At 70.7% G+C, this 22,758-nt stretch carries 27 protein-coding genes and 1 pseudogene; 13 read left to right on the top strand and 15 right to left on the bottom strand.

The window, feature by feature from the left end; translation table 11 throughout:
- Positions 1–129: 129 nt before the first annotated feature.
- Both OG242_RS18795 and OG242_RS18790 read left to right on the top strand, forming a co-directional pair.
- Positions 130–306, top strand: coding sequence for a hypothetical protein (locus tag OG242_RS18795; RefSeq protein ID WP_405899275.1), 177 nt, complete (start codon positions 130–132; stop codon positions 304–306).
- A gap of 252 nt (positions 307–558) precedes the next feature.
- Positions 559–735: pseudogene (locus tag OG242_RS18790) on the top strand (DNA-binding protein); the annotation flags it as partial.
- A 69-nt stretch (positions 736–804) separates the two neighbouring features.
- On the opposite strand, the gene OG242_RS18785 reads toward OG242_RS18790, so the two are convergent.
- A complete protein-coding gene (locus OG242_RS18785) occupies positions 805–1,344 on the bottom strand; it encodes a hypothetical protein (RefSeq protein WP_405899274.1) in 540 nt (179 codons plus the stop codon).
- A gap of 195 nt (positions 1,345–1,539) precedes the next feature.
- Here OG242_RS18785 and OG242_RS18780 point away from each other — a divergent pair, with 195 nt between their 5' ends.
- On the top strand, positions 1,540–2,178 hold the full coding sequence (locus OG242_RS18780; protein ID WP_405899273.1) for a hypothetical protein: 639 nt from the start codon (positions 1,540–1,542) through the stop codon (positions 2,176–2,178).
- A gap of 172 nt (positions 2,179–2,350) precedes the next feature.
- Here OG242_RS18780 and OG242_RS18775 read toward each other — a convergent pair whose 3' ends face one another.
- On the bottom strand, positions 2,351–4,762 hold the full coding sequence (locus OG242_RS18775) for a PQQ-binding-like beta-propeller repeat protein (RefSeq protein ID WP_405899272.1): 2,412 nt from the start codon (positions 4,760–4,762) through the stop codon (positions 2,351–2,353).
- Between the two features lie 174 nt (positions 4,763–4,936).
- Positions 4,937–5,737: a VOC family protein gene (locus tag OG242_RS18770; RefSeq protein ID WP_405899271.1), complete on the bottom strand. Its 801-nt coding sequence runs from the start codon at positions 5,735–5,737 to the stop codon at positions 4,937–4,939.
- Positions 5,738–5,998: 261 nt separating this feature from the next.
- Between OG242_RS18770 and OG242_RS18765 the strand changes: the two genes are divergently transcribed.
- Positions 5,999–6,646 carry a TetR family transcriptional regulator gene (locus OG242_RS18765; protein ID WP_405899270.1) on the top strand — a complete coding sequence of 216 codons (648 nt, stop codon included), beginning with the start codon at positions 5,999–6,001 and terminating at the stop codon, positions 6,644–6,646.
- A 106-nt stretch (positions 6,647–6,752) separates the two neighbouring features.
- Here the strand turns inward: OG242_RS18765 and OG242_RS18760 are convergent, their stop codons facing one another.
- From OG242_RS18760 to OG242_RS18745, 4 genes are all read right to left on the bottom strand, one after another.
- Positions 6,753–7,157, bottom strand: a complete 405-nt coding sequence (locus OG242_RS18760) for a type II toxin-antitoxin system VapC family toxin (protein WP_405899269.1) — start codon at positions 7,155–7,157, stop codon at positions 6,753–6,755.
- Positions 7,150–7,428 carry a type II toxin-antitoxin system Phd/YefM family antitoxin gene (locus OG242_RS18755; protein WP_405899268.1) on the bottom strand — a complete coding sequence of 93 codons (279 nt, stop codon included), beginning with the start codon at positions 7,426–7,428 and terminating at the stop codon, positions 7,150–7,152. The genes OG242_RS18760 and OG242_RS18755 overlap by 8 nt, the downstream gene beginning before the upstream one ends.
- A 67-nt stretch (positions 7,429–7,495) precedes the next feature.
- Positions 7,496–7,675 (bottom strand): ferredoxin, encoded by a 180-nt coding sequence (locus OG242_RS18750; protein ID WP_405899267.1) that lies wholly within the window; start codon positions 7,673–7,675, stop codon positions 7,496–7,498.
- 14 nt (positions 7,676–7,689) lie between these two features.
- The gene (locus OG242_RS18745; RefSeq protein WP_405899266.1) at positions 7,690–8,913 is read right to left on the bottom strand and encodes a cytochrome P450; all 1,224 of its coding nucleotides are present in this window, start codon (positions 8,911–8,913) and stop codon (positions 7,690–7,692) included.
- 169 nt (positions 8,914–9,082) lie between these two features.
- Between OG242_RS18745 and htpX the strand changes: the two genes are divergently transcribed.
- Entirely contained in the window at positions 9,083–9,994 is a 912-nt protein-coding gene (gene htpX, locus OG242_RS18740) for a zinc metalloprotease HtpX (RefSeq protein ID WP_405899265.1), read from the top strand.
- A 37-nt stretch (positions 9,995–10,031) separates the two neighbouring features.
- Positions 10,032–10,616, top strand: a complete 585-nt coding sequence (locus tag OG242_RS18735; protein WP_405899264.1) for a hypothetical protein — start codon at positions 10,032–10,034, stop codon at positions 10,614–10,616.
- Positions 10,617–10,620: 4 nt separating this feature from the next.
- Here the strand turns inward: OG242_RS18735 and OG242_RS18730 are convergent, their stop codons facing one another.
- From OG242_RS18730 to OG242_RS18720, 3 genes are all read right to left on the bottom strand, one after another.
- Positions 10,621–11,214: a hypothetical protein gene (locus OG242_RS18730; RefSeq protein ID WP_405899263.1), complete on the bottom strand. Its 594-nt coding sequence runs from the start codon at positions 11,212–11,214 to the stop codon at positions 10,621–10,623.
- Positions 11,215–11,257: 43 nt separating this feature from the next.
- Positions 11,258–12,451 (bottom strand): DUF4157 domain-containing protein, encoded by a 1,194-nt coding sequence (locus OG242_RS18725; protein WP_405899262.1) that lies wholly within the window; start codon positions 12,449–12,451, stop codon positions 11,258–11,260.
- Between the two features lie 133 nt (positions 12,452–12,584).
- Entirely contained in the window at positions 12,585–12,896 is a 312-nt protein-coding gene (locus OG242_RS18720; protein ID WP_405901654.1) for a type II toxin-antitoxin system PemK/MazF family toxin, read from the bottom strand.
- A gap of 25 nt (positions 12,897–12,921) precedes the next feature.
- Here OG242_RS18720 and OG242_RS18715 point away from each other — a divergent pair, with 25 nt between their 5' ends.
- The 3 genes from OG242_RS18715 to OG242_RS18705 all read left to right on the top strand — a co-directional run bounded on the left by OG242_RS18715 (position 12,922) and on the right by OG242_RS18705 (position 14,135).
- Positions 12,922–13,206, top strand: coding sequence for a hypothetical protein (locus OG242_RS18715; RefSeq protein ID WP_405899261.1), 285 nt, complete (start codon positions 12,922–12,924; stop codon positions 13,204–13,206).
- On the top strand, positions 13,203–13,589 hold the full coding sequence (locus OG242_RS18710) for a transposase (protein ID WP_405899260.1): 387 nt from the start codon (positions 13,203–13,205) through the stop codon (positions 13,587–13,589). The genes OG242_RS18715 and OG242_RS18710 overlap by 4 nt, the downstream gene beginning before the upstream one ends.
- 270 nt (positions 13,590–13,859) lie before the next feature.
- Positions 13,860–14,135 (top strand): hypothetical protein, encoded by a 276-nt coding sequence (locus tag OG242_RS18705; RefSeq protein ID WP_405899259.1) that lies wholly within the window; start codon positions 13,860–13,862, stop codon positions 14,133–14,135.
- A gap of 146 nt (positions 14,136–14,281) precedes the next feature.
- Here the strand turns inward: OG242_RS18705 and OG242_RS18700 are convergent, their stop codons facing one another.
- A complete protein-coding gene (locus OG242_RS18700) occupies positions 14,282–15,658 on the bottom strand; it encodes an IS1380 family transposase (protein WP_405898298.1) in 1,377 nt (458 codons plus the stop codon).
- Between the two features lie 551 nt (positions 15,659–16,209).
- Between OG242_RS18700 and OG242_RS18695 the strand changes: the two genes are divergently transcribed.
- Positions 16,210–16,881, top strand: a complete 672-nt coding sequence (locus OG242_RS18695) for a hypothetical protein (protein ID WP_405899258.1) — start codon at positions 16,210–16,212, stop codon at positions 16,879–16,881.
- A gap of 308 nt (positions 16,882–17,189) precedes the next feature.
- Here the strand turns inward: OG242_RS18695 and OG242_RS18690 are convergent, their stop codons facing one another.
- Together OG242_RS18690 and OG242_RS18685 are read right to left on the bottom strand one after the other, a co-directional pair.
- A complete protein-coding gene (locus tag OG242_RS18690; protein ID WP_405899257.1) occupies positions 17,190–17,441 on the bottom strand; it encodes a DUF397 domain-containing protein in 252 nt (83 codons plus the stop codon).
- Complete coding sequence (locus OG242_RS18685) at positions 17,438–18,214, bottom strand: Scr1 family TA system antitoxin-like transcriptional regulator (protein WP_405899256.1); 777 nt, start codon at positions 18,212–18,214, stop codon at positions 17,438–17,440. Before OG242_RS18685 ends, OG242_RS18690 begins: the two co-directional genes overlap by 4 nt.
- Positions 18,215–18,335: 121 nt before the next feature.
- On the opposite strand from OG242_RS18685, the gene OG242_RS18680 reads away from it, so the two are divergent.
- Positions 18,336–18,740, top strand: coding sequence for a hypothetical protein (locus OG242_RS18680; RefSeq protein WP_405899255.1), 405 nt, complete (start codon positions 18,336–18,338; stop codon positions 18,738–18,740).
- A gap of 54 nt (positions 18,741–18,794) precedes the next feature.
- The gene (locus tag OG242_RS18675; protein WP_405899254.1) at positions 18,795–20,024 is read left to right on the top strand and encodes a HEAT repeat domain-containing protein; all 1,230 of its coding nucleotides are present in this window, start codon (positions 18,795–18,797) and stop codon (positions 20,022–20,024) included.
- A gap of 276 nt (positions 20,025–20,300) precedes the next feature.
- Here the strand turns inward: OG242_RS18675 and OG242_RS18670 are convergent, their stop codons facing one another.
- Positions 20,301–20,942: an MBL fold metallo-hydrolase gene (locus tag OG242_RS18670; protein ID WP_405901653.1), complete on the bottom strand. Its 642-nt coding sequence runs from the start codon at positions 20,940–20,942 to the stop codon at positions 20,301–20,303.
- Between the two features lie 87 nt (positions 20,943–21,029).
- Here OG242_RS18670 and OG242_RS18665 point away from each other — a divergent pair, with 87 nt between their 5' ends.
- Positions 21,030–21,455 (top strand): MarR family winged helix-turn-helix transcriptional regulator, encoded by a 426-nt coding sequence (locus OG242_RS18665; RefSeq protein WP_405899253.1) that lies wholly within the window; start codon positions 21,030–21,032, stop codon positions 21,453–21,455.
- A gap of 13 nt (positions 21,456–21,468) precedes the next feature.
- Here OG242_RS18665 and OG242_RS18660 read toward each other — a convergent pair whose 3' ends face one another.
- Positions 21,469–22,476: a zinc ribbon domain-containing protein gene (locus OG242_RS18660; RefSeq protein WP_329028158.1), complete on the bottom strand. Its 1,008-nt coding sequence runs from the start codon at positions 22,474–22,476 to the stop codon at positions 21,469–21,471.
- Positions 22,477–22,758: the final 282 nt, after the last annotated feature.

Raw genomic sequence — 22,758 nt, 5'->3', positions numbered from 1 at the left:
AGGCGGGACGACCAGTGGCCAGACCACTATGGTGAGCGGCCCTGACAGGGGCCCGCCCGGCAGTCCACGGGGGAACAGCCGGGCGGGCCCCTCCCACGCAACAACGCCAGCCACAACGGAGATGACCCCATGGGTGACAAGAAGAAGACCGACCCGATTTTCAAGCCGGCCGACACCCACGCCACCGGCGGGGACGCGGACCTGACGACGCAGGACACGCACGCCACCGCGGAGCCCCTCGACCTCGCCACCGGCGGCGAGATCAAGCCGCTCGACACCCACGCGACGAGCGAGCCGGCCAACTGAAGCCGTAATTCCACGGGGCACGGGGGCACGGCCGCGGCGGCGCGGAGGGGGAGCCGTCGCGGCCGCCGCGTTTTCCGGGTGCGGGGCCCGAGCCACCCGGTTCGGGCCCCGCCGACTCGAACGGGACGGACTCGACGAGCTCCTCGCCGATTCCGAGAAGGTCAACGACCCGGCCGATCCACGTGCGGTGAGCGACAAGCGCACCAGACTCCCGGGCAGCGGCACACCGGCATCGTGAACGGCCGCGTGAGCGCCGCTGCGGCACTGCTCCAGAACGCCGGACCGCACGGTCACAAGTACGCCATCGACGCGATGCTCTGCGCGACCGCACTGACCTACCCGGGTCGCGTCACCGTCCTCACGTCCGATGTGGAGGACATCCGTCTGCTCACCGCAGACCATCGCCGAGTGGTGGCGGGGAAGGTCTGATTCGGGCTGGAGACGTTCGGTGCCCGGGCTGCCGGCTGCGGTGAGCGGCCGGCAGCCCGTCGCCCGGTGTCAGTACAGAACCGTCGCCGTGACCGCGCACTTCTGCACCCGGGCGACCTTGTCCGGGTGGTCCATCCGCACCGACACGGTCTTCGTCTCGCCGCGGGACGCCTTCGCCGTCGCGCGGCCCGTGTCGATCGCGGTGCCGGACGCGTCGAGGAAGGTGACGTCGACGTTGTACGTGTGGCTGCCGCTCGCGTTCGCGGTGAGGCGGACCGTGGAGGTGGTGACGGCCTTGACCGCGCCCTTCGCGGGGGTGGCGCAGCGGAAGACGTACGCCTTCGGCGCGGGCGTCGCGGTGGGGGTCGGGGAGGTGCGGGTGGTGCCCGAGGTGCCGCTCGACGTCCGGTTGTAGCGGGTGCCGGAGTCGGTGTCGTGATACGTGCCGTTGCTCTTCTTGTCGTTGGAGCAACCGCCGCCGCCGCTGCTGTGGCTGGACCGGCTCTTGCCGCTCCTGCTCTTGCCCCCGTGGCTGCCGGTGGAGAAGCCGGTGAGCGCGAGCACCACCGCGACCAGGACCACCGTCAGCTTGACGTGCTGCCGTTTCATCGAATCCGCCCCCGAGTGTGTGGAGTTCTGCCGTGGCCGGCCGGACGGCCGGGCGACACGGCACCGTAACCCACAGCATGGCGCGGATGACCGGCGGGCCGGTCATGGCCCTGTCACGGTCTCGTCTCCGTCTGGTGGCGGGGGCAACCCGTGCGGCGTAGCGTCGGAACGAGAGCGCGTCCTGGAGGTACGGACATGATCCGCAACGTCCTCGGTGCGGTCCTCGCTCTCGCCGGAGCGGCGGCCGCCGTGCTGAGCCCCTTCCGTGACTGGTACGACGGCCGCCTCGGGCGGCACTACCGGCTGGGGGACCTCTTCACCGGCACCGGTGTGACCGGTGCGCATCCCGGCGGCCTCTTCGGTTCGCTGTGGCTGCCGTTCCTGTGCGCGGCGGTGGTGACCGTGGTGGGGGTGCTGCTGCGCTCCCGTGCGCTGGTCGCCCTGGCGGGCGTGGTCGTACTCGGGTTCGCGGTGCTGTGGATGGTCCGGGTGTTCCAGGTGACCGACAGCCTTGCCGTCGCGGGCGACGGGTCGGGCCTGGGTTTGGGGGTGGGGCTGGCCCTCGGCGGGGGTGTGCTGATGCTTTTGGGGGCCGGTGCGATGTCGGGGCGCCGCCGCGCCCCGCGGTACGTGGCGCCCGGGTCGGGCGCGCCCGACACGTGGCCCCCTACGCGGGAGCCCGGACCCTCGGTCCAGACGAGCCCGTGGCCCGAACCGGAGGGCGACGACCCCTACGTGGGGCCTCCCCCGGACTCCCCGGGGCCGCGCCCGGACTCCCCGGGGTCTCCCGGGACCCGTCCGCCCGGCGGACATCCCAGCCCGTCCGGCGATTGAGGACGAACCGGTCATCGGGTGAGCCCGAACCGTGGGGCGCCGCCCACCACGGTGAGGGTTCCGTCCTCAAACGCCGGACGGGCTGGGAGTTCGGCTCGGCACCGCCCACCCGCGGCACCGGTTCCGTCCTCAAACGCCGGACGGGCTGAAGTGCACGCCCGCGGGCTGAAGCTCACGCCCGCGTGCGGGCGCCCGTGCCCTTCAGCGCGTCCAGCGCGTACACGCAGCGGTCCTTGCTGCACGCGTACACCACGCCCCCCTGGACCACGGGCGAGCCCGTGATCTCGCCGCCCGTGGCCAGCTTCCAGCGGAGCTGACCGCCCGCCGCGTCGAGGGTGTAGAGGACGTGGTCCGCGGAGCCGAAGTGGACGCGGCCGTCGGCGACGACCGGGGCGCCGACCACCTCACCGCCCGCGGCGAACCGCCACTTCGGGGTGCCGGTGACCGCGTCGAGGGTGTAGAGCGCGCTGCCGCTGCCCACGTGGACGTTGCCCGCGACGACGAGCACCGGCTCCGCCGACTGGCGGGCCTCCGTGGCGATGCGCCAGCGGTCCTTGCCGGTCGCGGCGTCCAGGGCGTACACCGTACCGAGGTAGTCCGCGAGGTAGATCCCGCCGCCGGTGACGGCCGGGCCGGGGGCGAAGGCGGGCGGGGAGAGGAAGACCGCCGGGCACTCGAAGTGCCAGCGGACGCGCCCGGAACCGATGTCCACCGCGAGGACCCGCGTCCCGGCGGCGACGTACACGTGACCGTCCGGCGCCGGGGTCACCCGGACCGGGACGCCGCCGCAGGAGGCCGCGTCGCCGACGGGGTACGACCAGCGCTCGACGCCGGTGCGGGCGTCGAGGGCCTTGAGGCGGGCGTCCTGCCAGACGTAGACCGTGCCGTCGTGGATGACCGGCCCGCCCTCCGGCGTCTCGAAGTCCGTCTGCGCGCCGGTGAGGTCCCACAGCTTCTCGCCGGTCGCCGCCTCCCAGGCCTGGATGCCGCCGCCCCGGGTGGCGGTGACGACCGTGCCCCGGTCGGCCTTGAGCGCGTACACCCAGGCGTCGGTGCCCGTACGCCACCGCTCGGCGCCGGTGGTGGCGTCGAGGGCGTAGAGGGAGGGGCCGTCGGAGGCGTGGATGCGCCCGCCCTCCACGGCCATCGCCCAGGCGACGTCACGGGTCTTGAACTGGCGCCGCCCGTTGCCGGTGTCCAGCGCGTGGACCTCGAAGGACGTGACGTAGAGCAGGTCGCCGACGACGACCGGCGTGCCCCACACGTCGTTGGACATGCGGAACCGCCAGGGCCGCCACCGCGCGGGCCCGGACTGCCCGCCGTCGGGGGCCGGGGCGGGGGCGGGGACGGGTGCGGGGGCGGTGCCCCGGACCCCGGCGGGCGGGCGGACCCAGCCCGTCGCGGGCCCGGCGCCGGCACCGGCCGCCGAGGCGCGGACGTCCTGGGCGCGGGGCCCGGGCCCGATCGGCACCTGGGCACCGGTCAGCCGGACCGGCCCCCCGGCGTCGGGCACCGGTGCGGGCGCGGCGGGCACCCCGCTCTGCCAGGGCCCGTCCCAGTCCGTGCCCGGCGGCTGATGGGGCGCGGTCGCCACGGACTCCGCGCGGGCCCCGACGGGGCGCGAGGGGGCCGGGTCGGCGGGGCGCGGCGGGGCCGCGGGCGGCGCGGCCTGCGGGGCCGGACGGCCACCGCCCCGGCGCCGCTCGATCATCTCGGTCGCAACGGCCGGCAGCCACGCGGAGGCGGTACCGCCGTCGTCGTCACCGCCGCCGGAGGCGAACAGGTGCGGGGCGAGCTGGGCCTGGAGGTCCGCGGGGGTGGGCCGCATCGCGGGGTCCTTCTGCATGCAGGACTCGATGAGCGGCCGCAGGTCGTCCGGCAGGCCGGTGAGGTCGGGGCTCTCGCGCAGCAGCATGAACACGGTCTCGACCGGGTTCGCCCCCCGGTACGGGGCGTGGCCGGTCGCGGCGAAGACGAGCGTCGAGCCGAGCGAGAAGATGTCGCTGGCCCCCGTCACGCTCCGCGAGTCACGGGCCTGCTCCGGAGACATGTACGCCGGGGTGCCGACAGCCACGTTGGTCATGGTGAGCCGGGTGTTGGAGACACCGGACGCGATGCCGAAGTCGATGACCCGGGGGCCGTCCTCCACGACGAGCACGTTCGACGGCTTCATGTCGCGGTGGACGAGCTGCGCCCCGTGGATGGACTGCAGCGCCTCCGCGATGCCCGCCGCCAGCCAGCGCACCGCCTGCGTCGGCATCGGCCCGCACTCGTTCACGATCTCTTCGAGCGAGGGGGCGGGCACGTACGCGGTGGCCAGCCAGGGCACGGCGGCGCGCGGGTCGGCGTCGACGACGGCGGCCGTGTAGAAGCCGCTGACGGCGCGCGCGGCCTCCACCTCGCGCGTGAAGCGCACCCGGAACAGCTGGTCCTCGGCCAGTTCCGTACGGACGGTCTTGATCGCGACCCGCCGGCCCGACGCGGACCGGGCCAGATAGACCAGCCCCATGCCGCCGGCCCCGAGCCGTCCCAGCACCTCGAAGGGGCCGATCCGCCTCGGGTCGTGCTGCGTCAGCTGCTCCACTACCTGCCACCTCCCCGTACGGACCTCAGGGCACAGAGGTCCGCGAAAATCCCGCCGTGTGCAGCGTCTCATCAGTGGGCGCCGCCCGGCGGTGCGCACCCCGATTGTTCCTGGCCGGGGCCCCGGTTGCGAACCCGGGGGCGGATCGGGGTGTCCCGTGCCACACCTCCCGTATCAGGACACAGGCTCCTGAAGTACGGCGAACTCGGCGCCTTGGTCGTCCTGGAGGACCGCCCTCCTCCCGTACGGGATGTCCAGCGGGGGTTCGGTGACCCGGCCGCCGAGCCGCTGTACGGTACGCACGGTCTCGTCGCAGTCCGCGACGTCGAAGTAGTTCAGGAAGTGGCTCGGCAGCTCGGCCGGGAACGCGTCCGTGATGACGCTGCGCCCGCCGACCGCGGTGTCGGGGCCGGGTTCGGTGCCGGGCGGGGACCACGTACGGAAGTCGACGCGGTGCTCGTCGGTGTCCGGGACGTCCCGGGCGGAGTCGTCGATGTCCGCGCAGCGGAAGCCGAAGACCTCCTCGTAGAAGGGGTCGACGCGGTCCTTGGCGCGGGTGTGGACCTCGGTCCAGCAGAAGGAGCCGGGTTCGTGTCGCCGCTGGAAGCCCGCGCGCTCGCCGGCCTGCCAGAGGCCGAAGACGGCGCCGCCAGGGTCGGCGGCCTGGGCCAGCACGCCGTGGCGGCCGGCCGCGACCGGTTCGGTGATCACCTGGCCGCCGGCCGCGCGGACGCGGGCGACGGACGCGTCGATGTCGTCGGTCGCGAAGTAGACACCCCAGGCGGTCGGCATCCGGCCGTCCTTCTTCGCGGCCAGCGCGGCGACGAGCTTCCCCTCTCCGAGGGCGTCCGCGCGGGAGCCCTCGGTCGGGCGGAAGGTCCAGCCGAACAGCTCGCCGTAGAAGCGCTTGCCCGCCTCCAGGTCGGGGAGCTGCACATCCACCCAGCACGGTGCGGACTGCGCGAATGCGGCCATGGGCCCGGATCCTTCCGTCGTCGTGGTGACGCCCGTCACGGTCACGGTAGCTTCGCGCCGCACCCGGCGCGTCCCGGAAGTGCCCCGACCCCTCCGAAACGAACACAGGTTCGAAAGTTATCCACCGAAGTTATCCACAGGCTGTTAATAACATTCATCACACTGTGGGCAACGAGGGGTGCAGCCGGCACTCGGGCGGGCCCCGTTCCCCATTTGCTTCGGCCGAATCGCGCTCCGATCACCCGTCGGTAAGCTGACGGCATGACAGGACAAGTACGCACCGTCGACGGCCGCGTGGCCGGTCGGCGCGGTCAGGCGACGCGGCAGAAGCTGCTCGACTGCCTCAGCGAGATGCTCAGCTCCTCGCCGTACCGGGACGTCAAAGTCATCGACGTCGCGCGCAAGGCGGGGACTTCACCAGCGACCTTCTACCAGTACTTCCCCGACGTCGAGGGTGCCGTCCTCGAACTCGCCGAAGACGTCGCGAAGGAGGGTTCCGGGATGACCGAACTGGTCGCCGGACGCTCCTGGGCCGGCAAGTCGGGCTGGCAGACCTCCGAGCAACTCGTGGAGGGCTTCCTCGACTTCTGGCGGCGCAACGACGCGATCCTGCGCGTGATCGACCTCGGCGCGGCCGAGGGCGACAAGCGGTTCAACAAGATCCGCATGAAGATCCTCAACTCGGTCACCGGCTCCCTGACGGAGTCCGTGAAGGAGCTCCAGGCCAAGGGCAAGGTCGACAAGGACGTCAGCGCCGCCGCGGTGGCGGGCTCCCTGGTCGTCATGCTCGCCGGTGTCGCCTCGCACCAGAAGGGCTTCACGGCCTGGGGCGTCAAGCAGGCCGAACTCAAGCCGAACCTCGCGCAGTTGGTGCACCTCGGCATCACCGGCAAGAAGCCGGCGAAGTAGCGCGCATCCCCGCTGGGGCGACGCGCGTTGATCCCGGCGCCCCCAGGTCCTGTCTCACCGACGGCGGACCACGCCCGTGGTCCGCCGTCGGCGTATCCGGACCGGGTCAGACGGAGACCACGGTAAGCACCGCTTCGAGCCCTCTGAAGTCGTCCGCGTTGCGCGTAAATAGCGGAAACTCGCCGACCGAGGCGACAGCGGCGATCATCAGGTCCATGCGCCGAGGCCTGGGATCGCGGCCGGCGGCAAGTACCAGGGACACCAGACTCCCGTATCGTGCGGCGGCCTCCCCATCGAAGGGAAGCGGCTCGAAGTCGGCCACGGCAGCCCCCAGCTTCTCCATGCGCGCGGCCCGGGTGCCAGGATCCCTGGCCATCGCCACGCCTTGCTGCAGCTCGGCCATCGTTACGGCGGTGAGCATGGGGAAGACGGGAAGATCCTCTGCCGACAAGAGATCGAGGTCGATATAGGTACAGGTGTCGAGCACGCCCGCTCTGTAGCGCTCAGCCACGCGGGCGCTCCCACGGATCGTTGTCTCCGACACGGTCCGCGCCTCCGAAGAACTCGTCCGCCTCCTGCCGCATGAGAGCGCTGTCGACGCGCGGCAGCCGTCTGTGCCGCGTCACCAGCTCCTCGGCACTCAGCCTCCGCTTCCGCGTGAGCGGCCGGAGTTCCGCAACCTCTATCCCGTTGCGCGTGATGTGGAAGACCTCACCCGCCTCCACCGCGTCCATGACGTCGGCGGAGCTGTTGCGGAACTCCCGCTGCGTAATCGTCCTCATGGATCCAGCGTAGCGCGGCGTGCTACACAACGCTACGGCGTACTGCGGGCGTGCGGCGCGAAGCCCCTCATGCCACCGTGATCGCCCCCACCGGGCACGCCCGTACCGCCTCCGCCACCATCGGGCCCGGCTCCGCCTCCGGCAGGAGTTCACTCAGGCCGTCGTCGTCCTGCGTGAAGACCTTCGGGGCGGCCAGGGCGCACTGGCCTGCGCCGATGCACACGTCCTTGTCGATGTCGATCCGCATGGGTCGCTCCTCCTTCACCAGGTCACCGGCAGTTCCAGCAGCCCCTGCACCGTGTCGCCCGGCTTGACCGGGACCTCCTCCGGCGGTACGGCGAGCCGCAGGCCCGGGAGGCGGCGGAAGAGGGCGGGCAGGGCGATCTCCAGCTCGGCGCGGGCGAGGTTCTGGCCCAGGCACTGGTGGATGCCGAAGCCGAACGCCACGTGGTTGCGCGCCCCGCGCCCGAGGTCCAGCTCGTCCGGCGCCGCGAAGGCCGCCGCGTCCCGGTTGATCACCGCGGTGGACAGCAGCACGCCCTCCCCCGCCCGCAGCGTCTCCCCGCCGATCTCGATGTCCTCCACCGCCACCCGGGAGAGCCCGTCCGCGATGGACAGGAACCGCAGCAGCTCCTCCACGGCGGCCGGCACCACGCCCTCGCCGTCTTCGCCTGTCAGCCGGGCCAGCTGGTCCGGGTGCCGGAGCAGCGTGAACGTACCGAGCGAGATCATGTTCGCGGTCGTCTCATGACCGGCCACGAGCAGGATCTCGGCCAGCCGTACCAGCTCCTCCCCTTCCACCGCCCCCGTCTCCAGGTGCTTGGCGATCAGCTCGTCCAGCAGCCCGTCCCCCGGCTCGCGCCGCTTCCGCCCGATCAGGTCGCGGAAGTACGCGTCCAGGTCCTCCCGGGCCGCGACGACGTCCGACGGCCCGGGCCCCCGCAGCAGCTTGCGCGACCGGTCCTCGAAGAAGTCGTGGTCCGCGTACGGCACACCGAGCAGCGCGCAGATGACCATGGACGGCACCGGCAGCGCGAACGCGCCGACGAGTTCGGCCGGCGGACCCTGCTCCACCATCGCGTCCAGCAGCCGGTCCACGGTCTCCTGGATGCGGGGCCGCAGCGCCGCCGTCCGGCGGACCGTGAAGCTCGGGATCAGCATCCGGCGCTGGGCGTTGTGCTCCGGGTCGTCGACCCCGAGCAGCTCCACGCGCCGCTGCTTGATCGCGGCCAGCCGGGGCGCGAACAGCGGGAAGGCCGGGTGCGAGCGGTCGGAGGACAGCCGGGGGTCGGCAAGGAGCGCCCGCGCCTCGGCGTGGCCGGTCACCAGCCAGACCGTACGGCCGTCGAAGAGGCGGACGCGGGAGACCGAGCGCTGCCCGCGGCTCGCGCTCGGGTAGCCGGTGGGCGGGTGGTAGGGACAGGTGCGGTCCTGCGGGAAGGCAACGGGCTCGGAGGCAATGGGCTCGGACTGGGTCTCTGTCATGACGGACCTCGCAGCGAGGGGGGTGGGTCCTGCCGATCACCCTCACTAGATGCCTCAGGCACCTACCCGGCCTAGATGATGTTCGGCCATACCCGCCGAACGGAGCGACAGCATCCACTTTCGGCCGCCGAGGAGCACCATGGAGACAGGCGAGGACTGGAGGGCACCCATGGCCAGAACCCGTAGCCGATACGCCACCGACCGTGGCCTGACCACCCGCATGGTGACCACCATGTTCCTGATCGGGCTGCTGTACGTGGTGCTGGTCGGCGTGCTCCTGGCCGTGCTGCGCGGGTCCTGGCCGATCATCCTGGTCCTGACCGGCGGCATGTTCGTCGCGCAGTTCTGGTTCAGTGACCGGATCGCCGCGTTCAGCATGGGCGCCCGGGAGGTCTCCCCCGCCGAGGCGCCCGAGCTGCACGGCACGATCGACCGGATCTGCGCTCTTGCCGACATGCCGAAGCCACGGGTGGCCATCGCGGAGAGCGATGTGCCGAACGCGTTCGCGACCGGGCGCAGCCAGAAGTCCTCGCTGGTGTGCGCCACGACGGGGCTGTTGCGCAGACTGGAGCCGGAGGAGCTGGAGGGGGTACTCGCGCACGAGATGTCGCACGTGGCGCACCGCGATGTCGCCGTGATGACGATCGCCTCGTTCCTCGGCGTCCTGGCCGGGATCATCACCCGGGTGGCTCTGTGGGGCGGCTTCGCCCGCAGCAACCGGAGCAACGACCCTTCGGGCCTCATCATCATGCTGATCCCGCTGGTCAGCGCGGTCGTCTACGCGCTGAGCTTCCTGCTCACCCGCGTGCTCTCGCGCTACCGCGAGCTGTCCGCCGACCGCACGGCCGCCCTGCTCACCGGCCGCCCCTCCGCCCTGGCCTCCGCCCTCACCAAGGTGAGCGGCCAGATGGCCCGGATTCCGACGGAGGACCTGCGGAAGGCGGAGCCGTACAACGCCTTCTACTTCGTCCCGGCCTTCGCCTCCAAGGAGAGCATCGGCCGACTGCTCTCCACCCACCCGACGCTCGAACAGCGCCTCGAACAGCTGGCCCGCATCTCGGCCGACCTGTCCCGCCCGTGAGCCCTCGTGAAGGAGCCCGTCCGTAAGGAGTCCCCCCGTGGGCCTGCTCGACACGATCCTGGGCCGCAGCAAGCCGGTCCGCCCCGACCTCGACCAGCTCTTCGCCGTCCCCTCCGCCGCGCTGACCCTCCAGGCGGCGACGGGCCTCACACCGACGGGCCTGGGCTCGGTGTGCTTCGCGGGCGTGGAGGGCTCCGCTTTCGCCCGTGTCCAGCAGGACGTACGCGAACTGCTCGACGCGGATACGGGGCGCGGCGGCATCCCGGTGGAGTTCAGCCGGGACGCGTACGGCTACACCTGGCTCCTGGCCCGCCAGCCGCCCGAGGACACGGCGGCCCTGGTCAACGATCTGCACGCGGTGAACACCCTGCTCCAGGACGGCGGCTTCGGCCCGCAGCTGCTGTGCTCGCTCGTCGGCTTCCGGGACGAGCGGGGGCGTGCGCTGGCGCTGGTGTACCTGTACAAGCGCGGCACGTTCTACCCGTTCGCCCCGGTCCGGGGCGGCGCCGAGAAGCGCGACAACCAGCTGGAGCTGGAGGTGCGGGCCGCGCTGGGGGACGACCTTCGCGTGGAGCAGGACCTGTCGCGCTGGTTCCCGGTGTGGGGGGCGCCGGGGCTGTGAGGCCCTAGCGGGGGCGGAACAGCTCGTCGTCGTGGTCCGGGAAGAGGCGCGGCATGTCCTGCCGGAAGCCGGTGACCTCCGCGCTGTCCTCATAGCCCCGGCACAGGGTCTTGGGCCAGTACCAGTAGCCGCGTGAGGCGATCAGGAGTTCCACGTACTCGGTGAAGGTGCGGCCGGTGGAGGCCAGTTCCTCGCCGAAGTAGTGGTAGCTGACCGTGTCCGCGAAGGCGCCGTCATCCGCCCGTTCGAAGGCCGTGCACGCCTCCGGGGTGAAGAAGTCGAAGGGCACCACCGGGCGGAACTCCTGCTCGCCGCTCGGAAACCAGGTGATCCCGCTCCAGTCCCCGAGCACCCGGTCGAGGGGCAGGATGTCGGCCAGGCCGCGGTTCGCCCCGTCGCCCTCGGCGGAGCGCCACTCCAACTTGAACGAGCCGACCTCGCGGTAGAACCCCTCCACGCCGGCGGGGAGCCCGTCTGCAAGCTCGCCGATGCGGTCCGGGGGGAGGGGGTCGGTCAGTTCGTGGTTCAGCAGCTCGACGCGGGGGTTCTCGCGGAGCTCGGCCACCAGCGCGTCGAGTCGGTCCCTTGCGTTGCTCATGTGTGTGTCGCCCGTCGCCTGTCGGTTCCGCCGGTCGGAGTTCCTACATGTTGTTGTTCTCGATCTCCCACGAGTCCCAGCCCACTTCCTTGCCGTTGGCGTCGTACAGGGTGTATTCGGCGGAGATCTTCCCGGGAAGACCGAATCGGTAGATGTTGTCGAAGTCGAGGGCTTCCTGCGACCCCGGCGTCATCTTCATATCGGCCGATGTGGGGTGCGTGCTGAAGTCCGCCGTCACGTGGTACCGCGCGGTGTGACCCTGCTGGAGGATGGCCGCCTTGAGCTTCTTCTCGACCTTGGCGTGGTGCTGGCTGTTGGCCTGCCTGACCAGTGGAGTCAGGTTCTCCAGGTGCTTCCCCGAGCCGCCCAGGTTGTGGTTCAGCAGGTGCCCCTGGACCATGTAGTTCTTGAACCAGTCCCCGATCGGGGTGCCGCTCGGTGGCCACCAGGCGGGCTGCACCTGGGGAGCCTCGCCCGTCCCGAGCGCGCTGGCGAAGAGCTCGCCCTCCATTTTGACGCCCACTTTGCCCGCCGTGCCGTTGACGGTCACGGTGTGCGCCCCCTGCGGGTAGTCGACCCGCTGGTTGTAGCCCGTGAGCTTGGCCCGCTGCACGACCGCCTGGTGCGCGTGCGGGCCCGGGGCCGCCGCGAGCTCTTCCCGCTGTACGGGGGCGGGGCCCCGCATCACGCGGGTCGCGTTGGCCTCCGCCGCCCGCTCGAACCGGTCGGACGGGTCGGACACGCGGAGCCCGGAGCCGTTGTCCGTGCCCGCGACCGGCCCCCGGCGCTGCTGGATGACGTGGGTCAGCTCATGGGCGAGCGTGTGCTTGTCGGCCCCGCCGTCGCCGATGACGACGTGGTGCCCGGAGGTGTAGGCGCGGGCCCCGACCTCGGCGGCCGAGGCCTTGGCGGCGGCGTCGGTGTGGATGCGTACGTCGGAGAAGTCCGCCCCGAGCCGGTTCTCCATCTCATCGCGGACGGCGCTGTCCAGCGGCCGCCCGCCCGAGCGCAGCACGCCCGTGACGGCCGAGCGCTGCACCGGCTGCTCCGCCTCCTCATGGCCGCAGTGCGGGTGCCCGGCGGCCCGCAGCATCTGGACGACGGCCGCGTTGCCGAGGCTGCCCTGGAGGGCGAGGAGTTCGGTGGCGGGCATACCGGCCGCGGCGGCGGGCTTACGGGCCGCCGCGTGCCCCCCTCGATCCGCGCCGGTCTTCTCTGCGCCGTCCTGGCCGCGCATTGGGGCCCTCTTCCTGCCGGAGGTATGACCCCTCCTGCATATCCCGGGGCGCGGCCCCGGTTCCAGGTCCCCCGGGGCAGAGTTGACTGGCCCGGGAGCGCAGCCGCCAGGGCCGGCCCGCACCTGTCGCGGCTCAGAGGGCGAGGACGTGCCGCAGAGCCGTGGCGACCTTCACCATCGTCTGGTTCGAGAGCGCGCCGAGGTCTTCTATGATCTCGTCCCTGTACATGGGGCCCAGGTCGTCGCAGAGCACGCGCCCCACGAGCGGTTCACCGGCCTCCAGCTCGACGATGCTCGCCAGCGGAGGCTTCACCGACGTAGTGATGCGCACGACCAGGACGTCGTTGAGGGCCCGGTTGCGTGCATTGTTCGAGACCACGAGCAAGGGTTTGGGACCTGCGCCGAGGGCGGCGCGGTACACCCATGGTCTGCACGAACACCTCATTGCGCTCAACACCCGCCGCCGCACCGTGAGGTTCACCACCGGGTGGACCATCACCGAGGCCGACGAGCAGGCCATCGCCAAGCTTCCCGAGACGGCCTGGGAGACCTCCCTGAACCAGGACGGCAGCGCCCAAGAGGGCTACTTCGTCGCCGAACTGTCCGGGCTGAGCGAACGCGAGGGCTGGAGCGACGGCCTCCGACTGATCGTCCGCCAGGTCAAGCCCTCCAGCCGGCATCTGGCGAACCTGACCGACTTCGAGAAGAAGACGGGGGGAAGTACTCGGTCATCGCGACCAACATCCGCAAGATGACCCGGATCGCGGGCTCCCACCAGGCGCATTGGCTGGACGCTCTGCACCGTCGCCACGCTGTCGTCGAAGACGAGGTCCGGACGAACAAAGCGATGGGCCTGCACAACCTGCGTCTGAAGTCCTACCACAGCAACACCGACTGGATGCTCGCGGCGAACCTGGCCGCCGACCTCGATGCCTGGCTCCGCCTCATGGCCCTCCACGATGTCGAGGACCTGACCCACGCCGAACCCGACACGATGTGCTTCCGCCTCTACCACCAGCCCGGCCGCCTCGCCCACCACGCAAGGCGCCGCTACCTCCGCCTCGACCCGACATGGCCCTGGATCAACGCATCCACCCTCGCCTGGACCCGGCTCACCGACCTGACCACCGTCACCTGACGGCCAGCCCCCACCCCGACAAAGACCAGGAAGGAGAGCCCGCACCACCCACCAGGAGACGTGGAACCCCAGCGCAACCGCAGCGACACGCGACGGCCCGACCTCACCACATGAGGAACATCACGGGCGAACCACCACAGCGATCAGCTCAGCATCACCACTGACGAATCGAGGTTGACTCCTTTCGCATGTCCAAATAAAGCTCTGGACGTCACCTCGACGGACTGTTAAAGTTCCCCGCCGCGAGCACTCTTATTTCCGGGGGGAATTATGGGAAAAACGCACGTACTGGCACTTGCCGTCATTGTTGCATGGTCCGCATTCGTCAGCCAGCCTGCCGTTGCCAACGACAACATGTACAAGACAGCGAACGCGAACTGGAGTTGCTGGGATGGCAGCATAAGTAATGGCCTGTTCTGTCAGACAGATAATTCCACTCTGACCTACTCTGAACAGAGTTCCGTGAACAGTGGCGTCGAAGCTACGGTGGACCTCACCATGTTCGACAGTTATGACGGCACCGACTTTAACCTCGATCTTTCTTGACGGGCTGCCGACGGAGTCGGTGGCCCGTTTTTGTGCTGTGAGCTGAGGGTGGGCAGGCTGAGGGCCCGAGTGTCGTCTCGGGGTGGCGCCGGGTTCCACTGCTCCGGTTGGTGAAGGGCTGTCGTGGGGACGGGTGAGTTCGCTGGTCAGCCGGGGTTCGGCAGGAGTGCGAGCCGTTCGAGTGCGGCGGTGATGTGGCCGGTCCAGGGCCAGTGCCGGGCCAGGCGGAGGATCCGCCGGCGGCCGGTGGTGACGAGTTGTCCGGCCGCGGAGAACAGGCGGAACCGCAGACGGCGGGGCTCCCAGAGCCGGGCTGTTCCGGTGAGGGCGAGCATGGGCATCCAGGCCAGCAGGTCGAGAGCAATCTGGACGATCTCGAGCCAGACCTTGTTCTGGGCTGTGGTGTGCAGGGGCAGGTTGCGCAGGCCGGTGGCCCGGGCGGCCCGGATCCTGTCCTCTGCCCGGGCCCGAAGCCGGTGACGGAGCTCGAGTTCGGCGATCGGCCGGCCGGCGGTGTTGGTCGCGAAGCACGTGATCCGCATCCCGTCCGCGTCCGTGATCCTCAACTGGGCACCGGGGTGCGGCCGTTCTCTTCGGACGATCAGCCGCATCCCCTTCGGCCAGCCGTCCAGCAGCTTGCCGGTGAGCTCGGCGACCCAGGCCCCGTCACGGACCTCACCATTGGTCTCGACGGCCGCCGTCCAGGCCGAGGCGGGGACCTTCAGCACGTGCTCGTGGACCTGCTCGGTGACCGTCATGCCGACCGAGTAGGACAGCCATCGCCCTCGCCGGGCGAGCCAGGACACGAAGTCGTGAGTGCCGCCCGCGGAGTCCGTGCGGATCAGCGTCTGCCGCCCTCGCCGGTAGCGCTTGGGCAGCTGGGCCAAGGCGAGCTGGGCGGTGGTGATGTGGTCGGCTGCTGTGTTGGAGCCCGCGTTCCCCGGCCTGAGGAGGGCGGCCACGGGCTCACCGGTTCCTCCCGGTCCGTGGTCCACGAAGGCCGTCAAAGGGTGATGGCCGTAGGTCTTCTTCCAGGTCGCGGCCGCGTCCTGTTTGTCGGAATGCGCGATCACGAGGACACCGTCAAGATCGACGACGACCTGGCCGTCGGTGTCCGGGGCGTTCTCACCGGCCAACGACCAGACACGGTGACGGACTTCGGAGCGTGCGGACCGGATCGCCTGCAACGCCTTCTCGTCGGAGGCGGCGAGGGTGCCGATCAGGCGGGAGACGGTCGGGTCGGAGGCGACCGGACCGAAAACGGCCGGCTCGCACCGCAGCAATGCGACGTCCGCGAGGCAGTCCCCGCCCAGTGCGACCGCCAAGGCCACGTCCAGGAGGACCTTGCCGGGATCGTGGACGGCCCGCGGCTTGCGCCACGGCGCCAGAGCTGCCGATATGGCCTGGTCAAGACCGGTCTTGCGGACCGTTTCCACGAGCAGGACCGACCCGGCCTGGGAGACGACCTGGCGACCGCCGTCCTGGACGCGGACACGGGGATAGGACCCGATAGAGTGCTTCACCTGGGAAGTGCCTCCGGCGGTGGCAGGAACAAGGACCTCGACAATCCTCATTCTTGCTGGTCAGAGGCACTTTCTGCTTTCCTGCCCGCCTGCCGGACACCCCGCTTCATGAAAGCGCGAGGTTAATGTGTCCTGGGTTGCGAGCCCTGAATACAGCGGAAGCGCCGAGACCGACATCATTTACCAGGTCAGCACTTCCGGGTTTTCCGGGAATACGATTGGGCAAACTTGGTGTGACGACGCAGTGACTGCGACCAGGTGCGATCAGGAGTACGTTCGCTTCCGCGCTGCCACCTATGTAAACCGAGAACTGGCGTGCCACGAGACGGGGCATGCGGTGGGGTTGACTCATGGGGCCGACGCATATCCCAGTGAGAGCAACACTGCATCCGAACTGGGTTGCATGGAAACGCCCGACTACGGAAATAACCCGTATATCGAGTCCCACAATGTCTCCGAGATCAACGCCACCTACTGACCCGGGGGGTCATCGCATGCGATCTAAGAGATTGATAGCTGTTGTTGGATCAGCTGTCGTCGCCGGAGCGTTGGTGACGGTGCTGGTCGTTCAGGCCGACGGGGATGATCACAAGTCGGCCCACTCCTCGGTGATCATCTCCCATGGTGACCAGCTGCTGCCCAGCGGCACGCTCACGGATTGGACCACGTACGGTGATCACCTTGTGGTTGTGACGGTGACCGGCCAGCGCGAACTTGCCCCGACTTCGGAAGAGACCGAGGCGGGCGAGGGCTATATCCCGCGGGTGATCAGTCTCCGGATCGACAAGGTGCTGTGGTCGCGCAAGGATGCGTCGAACGCACCGTCAGCATTCGAGACGGAACTCGACGGTTGGCAGTTCCACGGTGACCAGCGCAACGCCGTCCGTCTGGACGGCGAGCCCATGCTGGAGGTGGGCAAGCAGTACGTTCTGCCCATCCTCTACTTCACCAAGACCGAGACGGTACAGAATGCCGGCTGGTCGACGCTGAGCCCGGATTCGATCTTTCCCTATCAGGAGGGAATCCTGGGCAAGGGCGACGTCATCCCGAGTCTGCAGCAGGCGGAGGGTGACGCCAAGCCGACCGACGCGCGTGGGCCGTTTTTCGGCAAGCAGTCCGCAGAACTAGTGGCGGCGCTCAAGTCGACGCCACCTGACCCCGCTGCGGCCGACGCGATGAAGCTGCCTCCCGACGAGCGCGCAAAGCACGCCCACGACCAATAGGGAAGCGCGTCGGCCCCACCGGAAGTTCCGTCGCTGATCAAGGGCGCCCGTGGCCCTCACCTGGCCGGGACGGCGAAGCCAAATCGAGCAACGAGCCGGGGCCGGTACGGATACCTGCGGACAGGATGACGACGCTCATCCGCCGGCCTCGGCTCGGCTTCGTCGGCGGGCACCGCGAGCCCGCACGGCCGCCTCGTACGCACGGTCCTCCGCATCGGTGGCCACCTGGAGAGCGGCGTAGCCGCCCTCCAGGGTCTTTGCCTCCCTCGCGGTACGAACACGTTTACGGGTCATCGCCGCCCCGGTGATCAGTTCGCGGTCGCGTGGCCCAGGAACGCGGACCAGGCGGCGGGGGCGACTGCGAAGGTCGGGCCTTCGGTGACCTTGCTGTCGCGGACGTGGACGGAGTGGGGGCAGGTGGCTACCTCTACGCAGTCGCCGCCCTCGTTGCCGCTGTAGCTGGACTTGTGCCAGTTGTAGGCGACCTCGATGCACGCGGCACCTTCGTTGGCGCTGTAGCTGGACTTGAACCAGGCCAGCTCGGAGTTGTCATAGCTCACAGTTGCCTCATCTTCTTCTCGATGATCTCCGCGGAAGTCCACGGGTTGTGCGCCTGGGCCCGCAAGATGCCGAAGAGGTCGAACGTATCGATGACCTGGTCCGGCTGCGAAATATACCTATCGCCGCCACGCGACTCCACGTACACGAGACCGCGTCCTCCCTCCGTGGACAGTAGCTGAAAGGCCCCCCACAGCCCCGCGTGACTGGGCTGCGCCGTCGGCATCACCTGCACAGTCAAGTGCTGATAGCGCTCGATGCAGTCGAGCAGGTGCTGCAGCTGCCCCCTCAGCACCTCCGGCCCGCCCAGGCACCGCTCCAGGGCCGATTCCTCAACTACATACCCGATGTGGGGCGGCGGTGTGCGCGTCAACACCGACTGGCGTTCGAGCCGGGCTTCGACACGGCTGACGACCTCGGCTTCGGTGTACGCAGGCACACGCACCCGGTGCAGGGCGTACGCGTAGGCCTCCGTCTGAAGCAGCCCCGGAATCACCATCGTTTCGTACCCGTTGATGATCCGGGCCGTACGCTCCGACTTGGCCCAGCCCCGGAACTTCGGCGGGTACTTCTCCTCGTCCAGCATGTCGCAGCAGTCCTTCAGCGCGCCATTCGCCTCGAACAGCTCGTCGGCCGCCACCAGCAGATCGTTCGACGGAATGCGTTCCGCACGCTCCACCGCGCCCATCAGCGACTCCGAGATCAGCAGCTCTTGCGCCGCCGTCTTCTGCGTGAACCCAGCACGCACCCGGTGTGCGCGAAGCAACTCGCCCACGAGCCGCCGAACGTGCGATACCTCACTCGTCCCCACAGCCAACCACCCCGTTCCCCACATCGCCCCGATGTGGATCGTGTCCTCCTGGTCACGCTACGCACGCGGCGGAATGCTTACTGCCATGACGCAGAAGAAACTCCCCGAATGGGTACCGTCCTCGGGGCTCCAACTCCACCTGACCGGCATCCACTTCGACGCCATCCGTCTGCGCGGCGTCCGGGGCGAAGCGGTGGTGCATCATCTGTCGACCCTCACGGACGGCGATCCGGGGCCGGTGGTACGGGAGATCGCGGGGGCGCGGTGGACGTACTTCCTGCTGGAGCCCGGGGCCAGCCAGGACTTCGACTGGCCGCCGGGCGCGAAGTGCTTCGGGCCGGCCGTGCGGGACCAGTACGTGGGGATTCCGGCGGCCCACGGCAACACGTACCCGCTGAGCTGGCGTTGTGGGCCGCCGGAGGACGGGGACTTCGTGGACGCGGAGCTGCTGCACGGCGTGGTCACCGCGCAGCTCGTGTCCGAGGAGTAGCCGCTCCTGCGGATTACTCTGCCCATCGGGTAAGTGGACCAAGGGGGCGAGGCCGTGTCGGGGCACCGACTGGTCGCTGAGGTGCGGGCTGGGCGCGCGCACCTCGTGCGGGACGTTCTTTGGGCGGGCGCCGACCCGGAGACGACGGACGCCGACGGGGTCCCCGTACTGTGCGTCGCCGTCGCCGCCTTCGACGGGTACGTGGCGGAAGCGCTCCTGGACGCCGGTGCCGATCCGCTCCGACCGCTGCCGGACGGGAGCACGCCGCTGCTGCGGACCGTGATCTCCGGCAACGCCGGCCTCACCGCCGCCCTGCTCGAACATGGTGCGGATCGGCTCGCGGAGGAGGACCGGGCCGAACTCCTGGCCCGCGCCCGGCGCTGGTGCGGGACGGGAGCCGAAGCGGGGCTGCGCCTCGCGACCGGTGCGGCGGGCCCGGTGGTGCGCCGCAGGGTCCCGGACGACTTCGGCGTCACCGCGTACGACGTGATCACGCTCGGCGGGATGAGCGTGTACGACGGCCATTCCGCCGTCCTCACCCGCCTGGAGGCCGCGTTCGGCCTGCACCGGTCGTTCGAGGACCTTCTCGCCCGTGCACTGGCCCGTGCCGACGGGGAGCACGCCGACTGGACGGAAGCGGTCGCCGTGCTCGCCGAACGGTCCGGCGTGGAGGCCTGGGACGCCGTCCTGGCCCTGCGTCCGGCCTCCGATCCCCTGCGGCGGCTGTTCGCCGCGGACCTCGTGCGAGGGCTCCTCGCCCTCGACGCGGAGTGCACTGAGCGGCGGGCCGCGGACGTCCTCCTTCCGTGGGCCGCCGAGGAGACGGACCCGGCGGTGCTCGCGTCGGTGCTGCGCGGGCTGACGTACGTCGCCGACCCGGCGGCCGAGGGGGTGGGGCTCGTCCTCCGCGCGCACCCCGACCCCCGTGTACGCATGGTGGTGCCGGCCTTGCTGCACAGGACGCGGTACGCGTACACCCACCCCGAGGCGTGGAACGTGCTCACCGCACTGGCCCGTGATCCCGACGCCCGTGTCCGCGCGGCCGTGTGTGAGCTGCTGTACGAGTTCGAGGGCTGCGGCTCCGCCGGGGCCGACATACTGGCCGGATTCCTGCGCGAGGACGACCAGTTGGTGCGTATCAAGGCCGTGAGCGGCCTCGCCCTGACCGACGACGTTCGTTGCGTGGAGGGTGCCCGGCTGATCGGTCCCGTCGACCGGTCGGGGTGGCCGGACACCTGGCTCCTGGACGCGGCGGAGCGTTACGAACAGCGGCAAGGTCGCTGACTGGGCTCCCGCCCAGTGTCGCCAGGAGGGACAAGCCGATCAAGGTGCTCGCGCCCTGGCTGACCTTGGTCAAGAAAACGGCTCGCACACCACGTGGCGTGCGAGCCAAAAAATAGAGGGGCAGTGGCCGTAGCGAGTGCCCCTTCAAGTCTGCCGCCAAATTAGCACGGCGTTCGTGACTTCGTGGACGCGGAGCTGCTGCACGGCGTGGTCACCGCGCAGCTCGTGGCTGAGTGCTGACCGGGCTTCCGTCGCGCCGGGTGGCGCCGGGAAATCTCAGCCGATCCGGGCGCTCGTGCCCGGGGCCAGTCGGTGGTAGCGGGCGGGGGTGCCGGGGCCGCGCTCGCCGAGGAGGCCCCCGACCATCGCGGTGCCGATGTCGTTGAGGGCGCCGTCGTGCACGGCGTAGGCGTCGCGGGGGGCGACCTCGCGCACGTAGTCGAGGAGATCGCCGACCGTGGACCAGGGGGCGTGCACGGGGAGCAGGAGCGTGCCGACCGGGCCGTCCGGGACGGTCAGGGCGTCGCCGGGGTGGAAGAGGGTCTCGTCCACCAGGAAACCGATGTTGGGGATGCGGGGGATGTCCGGGTGGATGACAGCGTGCCAGGCCCCATGCACCCGGATGTCGAAGCCCGCCGCTTCGAAGGCGTCCCCGTCCCCGGTGACGGCGACCTGCGCACCGAGGCCGTCGAGCTGCTTCGCGACGGCAGAGTTGGTCCAGATGCGCAGCCCGGGGCGGGCTGCGGCTGCCCGGCGCAGCACCTCCTCCGAGAAGTGGTCGAAGTGCTCGTGCGTCACGAGCACGGCGTCGGCGCCTTCCAACGCCTCGGGGTCGGTCAGACCACCCGGGTCGATGACCAGGCGGCGTCCGTCCTTCTCGATTCGCACACACGCGTGGCCGAACTTGGTGAGCTCCATGACCGGCATTCCGTTCTTCCGCATCGACAGTTATTTGTACAACTCAACTGTACAACTTGGGTGCGGGGGTATGTCTAGGATGAGCCCATGAACGAAGACGCGCTGGCCGAGGAGCTACGGCGGACAGTCGGTGAGCTGGTCCGGGCGGTACGGGCCGTGGACAGCATGCCTCCCGGCGAGGCCGCCGTTCTCGGCTTCCTCGATCGCCGCGGGCCCTTGACCACGGCCGACCTCGCCCGCCTGCGCGGCGTCACGCACCAGTCCGCCGCCAAGTCGGTCAAGGACCTCGGCGCAGGCGGCCTGGTCCGCGGCGAACAGCACCCCGACGACGGCCGCAAGCTCCTGCTCCACGTCACGGACGCCGGACGCGCACGCCTCCGCCGGGAACGCGCCCTTCGCTCGGGAGCCCTTGGCGACGCCATCCGCGACACGTTCGACGCCGAGGAGCGGGAGCGGCTGCGCGAGGCCGTCGCCCTGCTGTCCCGCCTGACGGACCACCTCACCGGGCACTGACCACGCGCGCGTACTAGGTGCGCTTGAAGTACTCGATCTCGCCCAGGGCGATCGGGTGGCCGTTGCCCTGGCCCGCCGCCTCGCGGATCGTGAAGCGGATCGATACGACGTCGCTGATGCCCGTCCGCAGGGTCTGCTCGCCCGGCTTGTCGGCCAGCGTCATCGTCTTCTCGTGGATCTTGCCGTCCTTCGTCTTGATGGTCAGGTCCGCCCGGGTCGGCCTGGCGCCCTTCTGGAAGACCTCCGGCTTCGTCGAGACGCCCGTGTGGACCGTGACGCCGACCAGCCGGAACGGGTCCTCGAACTTCGCGGTCAGCGCGTCGCCCGCCTTCGGGGCGCCCCAGTACGAGTTGGTCACGCCGTCCGTCGCCGCCTTCGCCGGGTGTCCGGGGGCGGACGCGGTCGCGGTGACGTGGGCCGGGGAGACCTCGCCCGTGCCGCCGAGTTTGTCGCGTACGTCCTCGACGACGTAGCGCCCGGCCGGGATCAGCAGGAAGCCCGCGACCAGGAGCCCCACGATCACGAGGGCGATCAGGCTGCCGCGCAGCAGCCGCCCGGAGCCCGCCCGGACGCGGCGGTTGAACGGCCAGCGGGTGCGCCACCAGGGCAGCTTCGCTGCCTGGGTGCGCGGCTTCAGGGGCTTGGCGCAGTTGCGGCAGAACGTGCGGCCCGGGCGGTTGTTCGCCCCGCACGAGGGGCACGGCTCGCCGTCCGGTTCGTCGTCCACCGCCGCCGTACGGACCGTGGGGCGGGCGGTGACCGGTATGCCGGGCCGGACGGCCCCTACGGGCTCCTCCGCCGGTGGTTCCGGTTCCGGCGGCTTCGGCCGACTCGGCTGTACGGGGGCGGGCGCGGGGGGCCGCGGGGCGGCCGGGCGCAGGGCGGGGGCGGCCCTGGGCTCCGGTGCGGGACCGGGGGCCGGGTGGGCGGCGGGGGCCGGCTCCGACGCCTGCCTGCGCGACCAGCGCCGCGTCGCGCGCGGCTCGGCGGCCGGTTCCGGGTCGGCACCGGTACGCGGCACCGGGCCCCGCCCCGGTTCTGGCGCGGCAGACGCGGCCGGACTCGGAGCCGTACGCGGCCCTGACGCGGGACCTGGCTCCGGGTCCGCACCCGTGCGCGGCCCCGGGCTCGGGTTCGGCCCCGGGCGGCCTTCCGGCGCGGACGGGGCGGCCGGGGCCGGTGCGGACGGGGCCGGGTCCGTACGCCGTTCCGGTTCCGGCGCGGACGGCTCCGGCGCGGCCGGCTCCGGCGCGGGCGGCTCCGGCGCGGGCGGCTCCGGCGCGGGCGGCGCGGCCGCGTCCGG

This window comes from Streptomyces sp. NBC_00727, assembly GCF_045161745.1.
Lineage (GTDB): Bacteria > Actinomycetota > Actinomycetes > Streptomycetales > Streptomycetaceae > Streptomyces.
The sequence above is the reverse complement of the archived record's forward strand: the minus strand, read 5'-3'. Positions and strand labels throughout refer to the sequence as shown.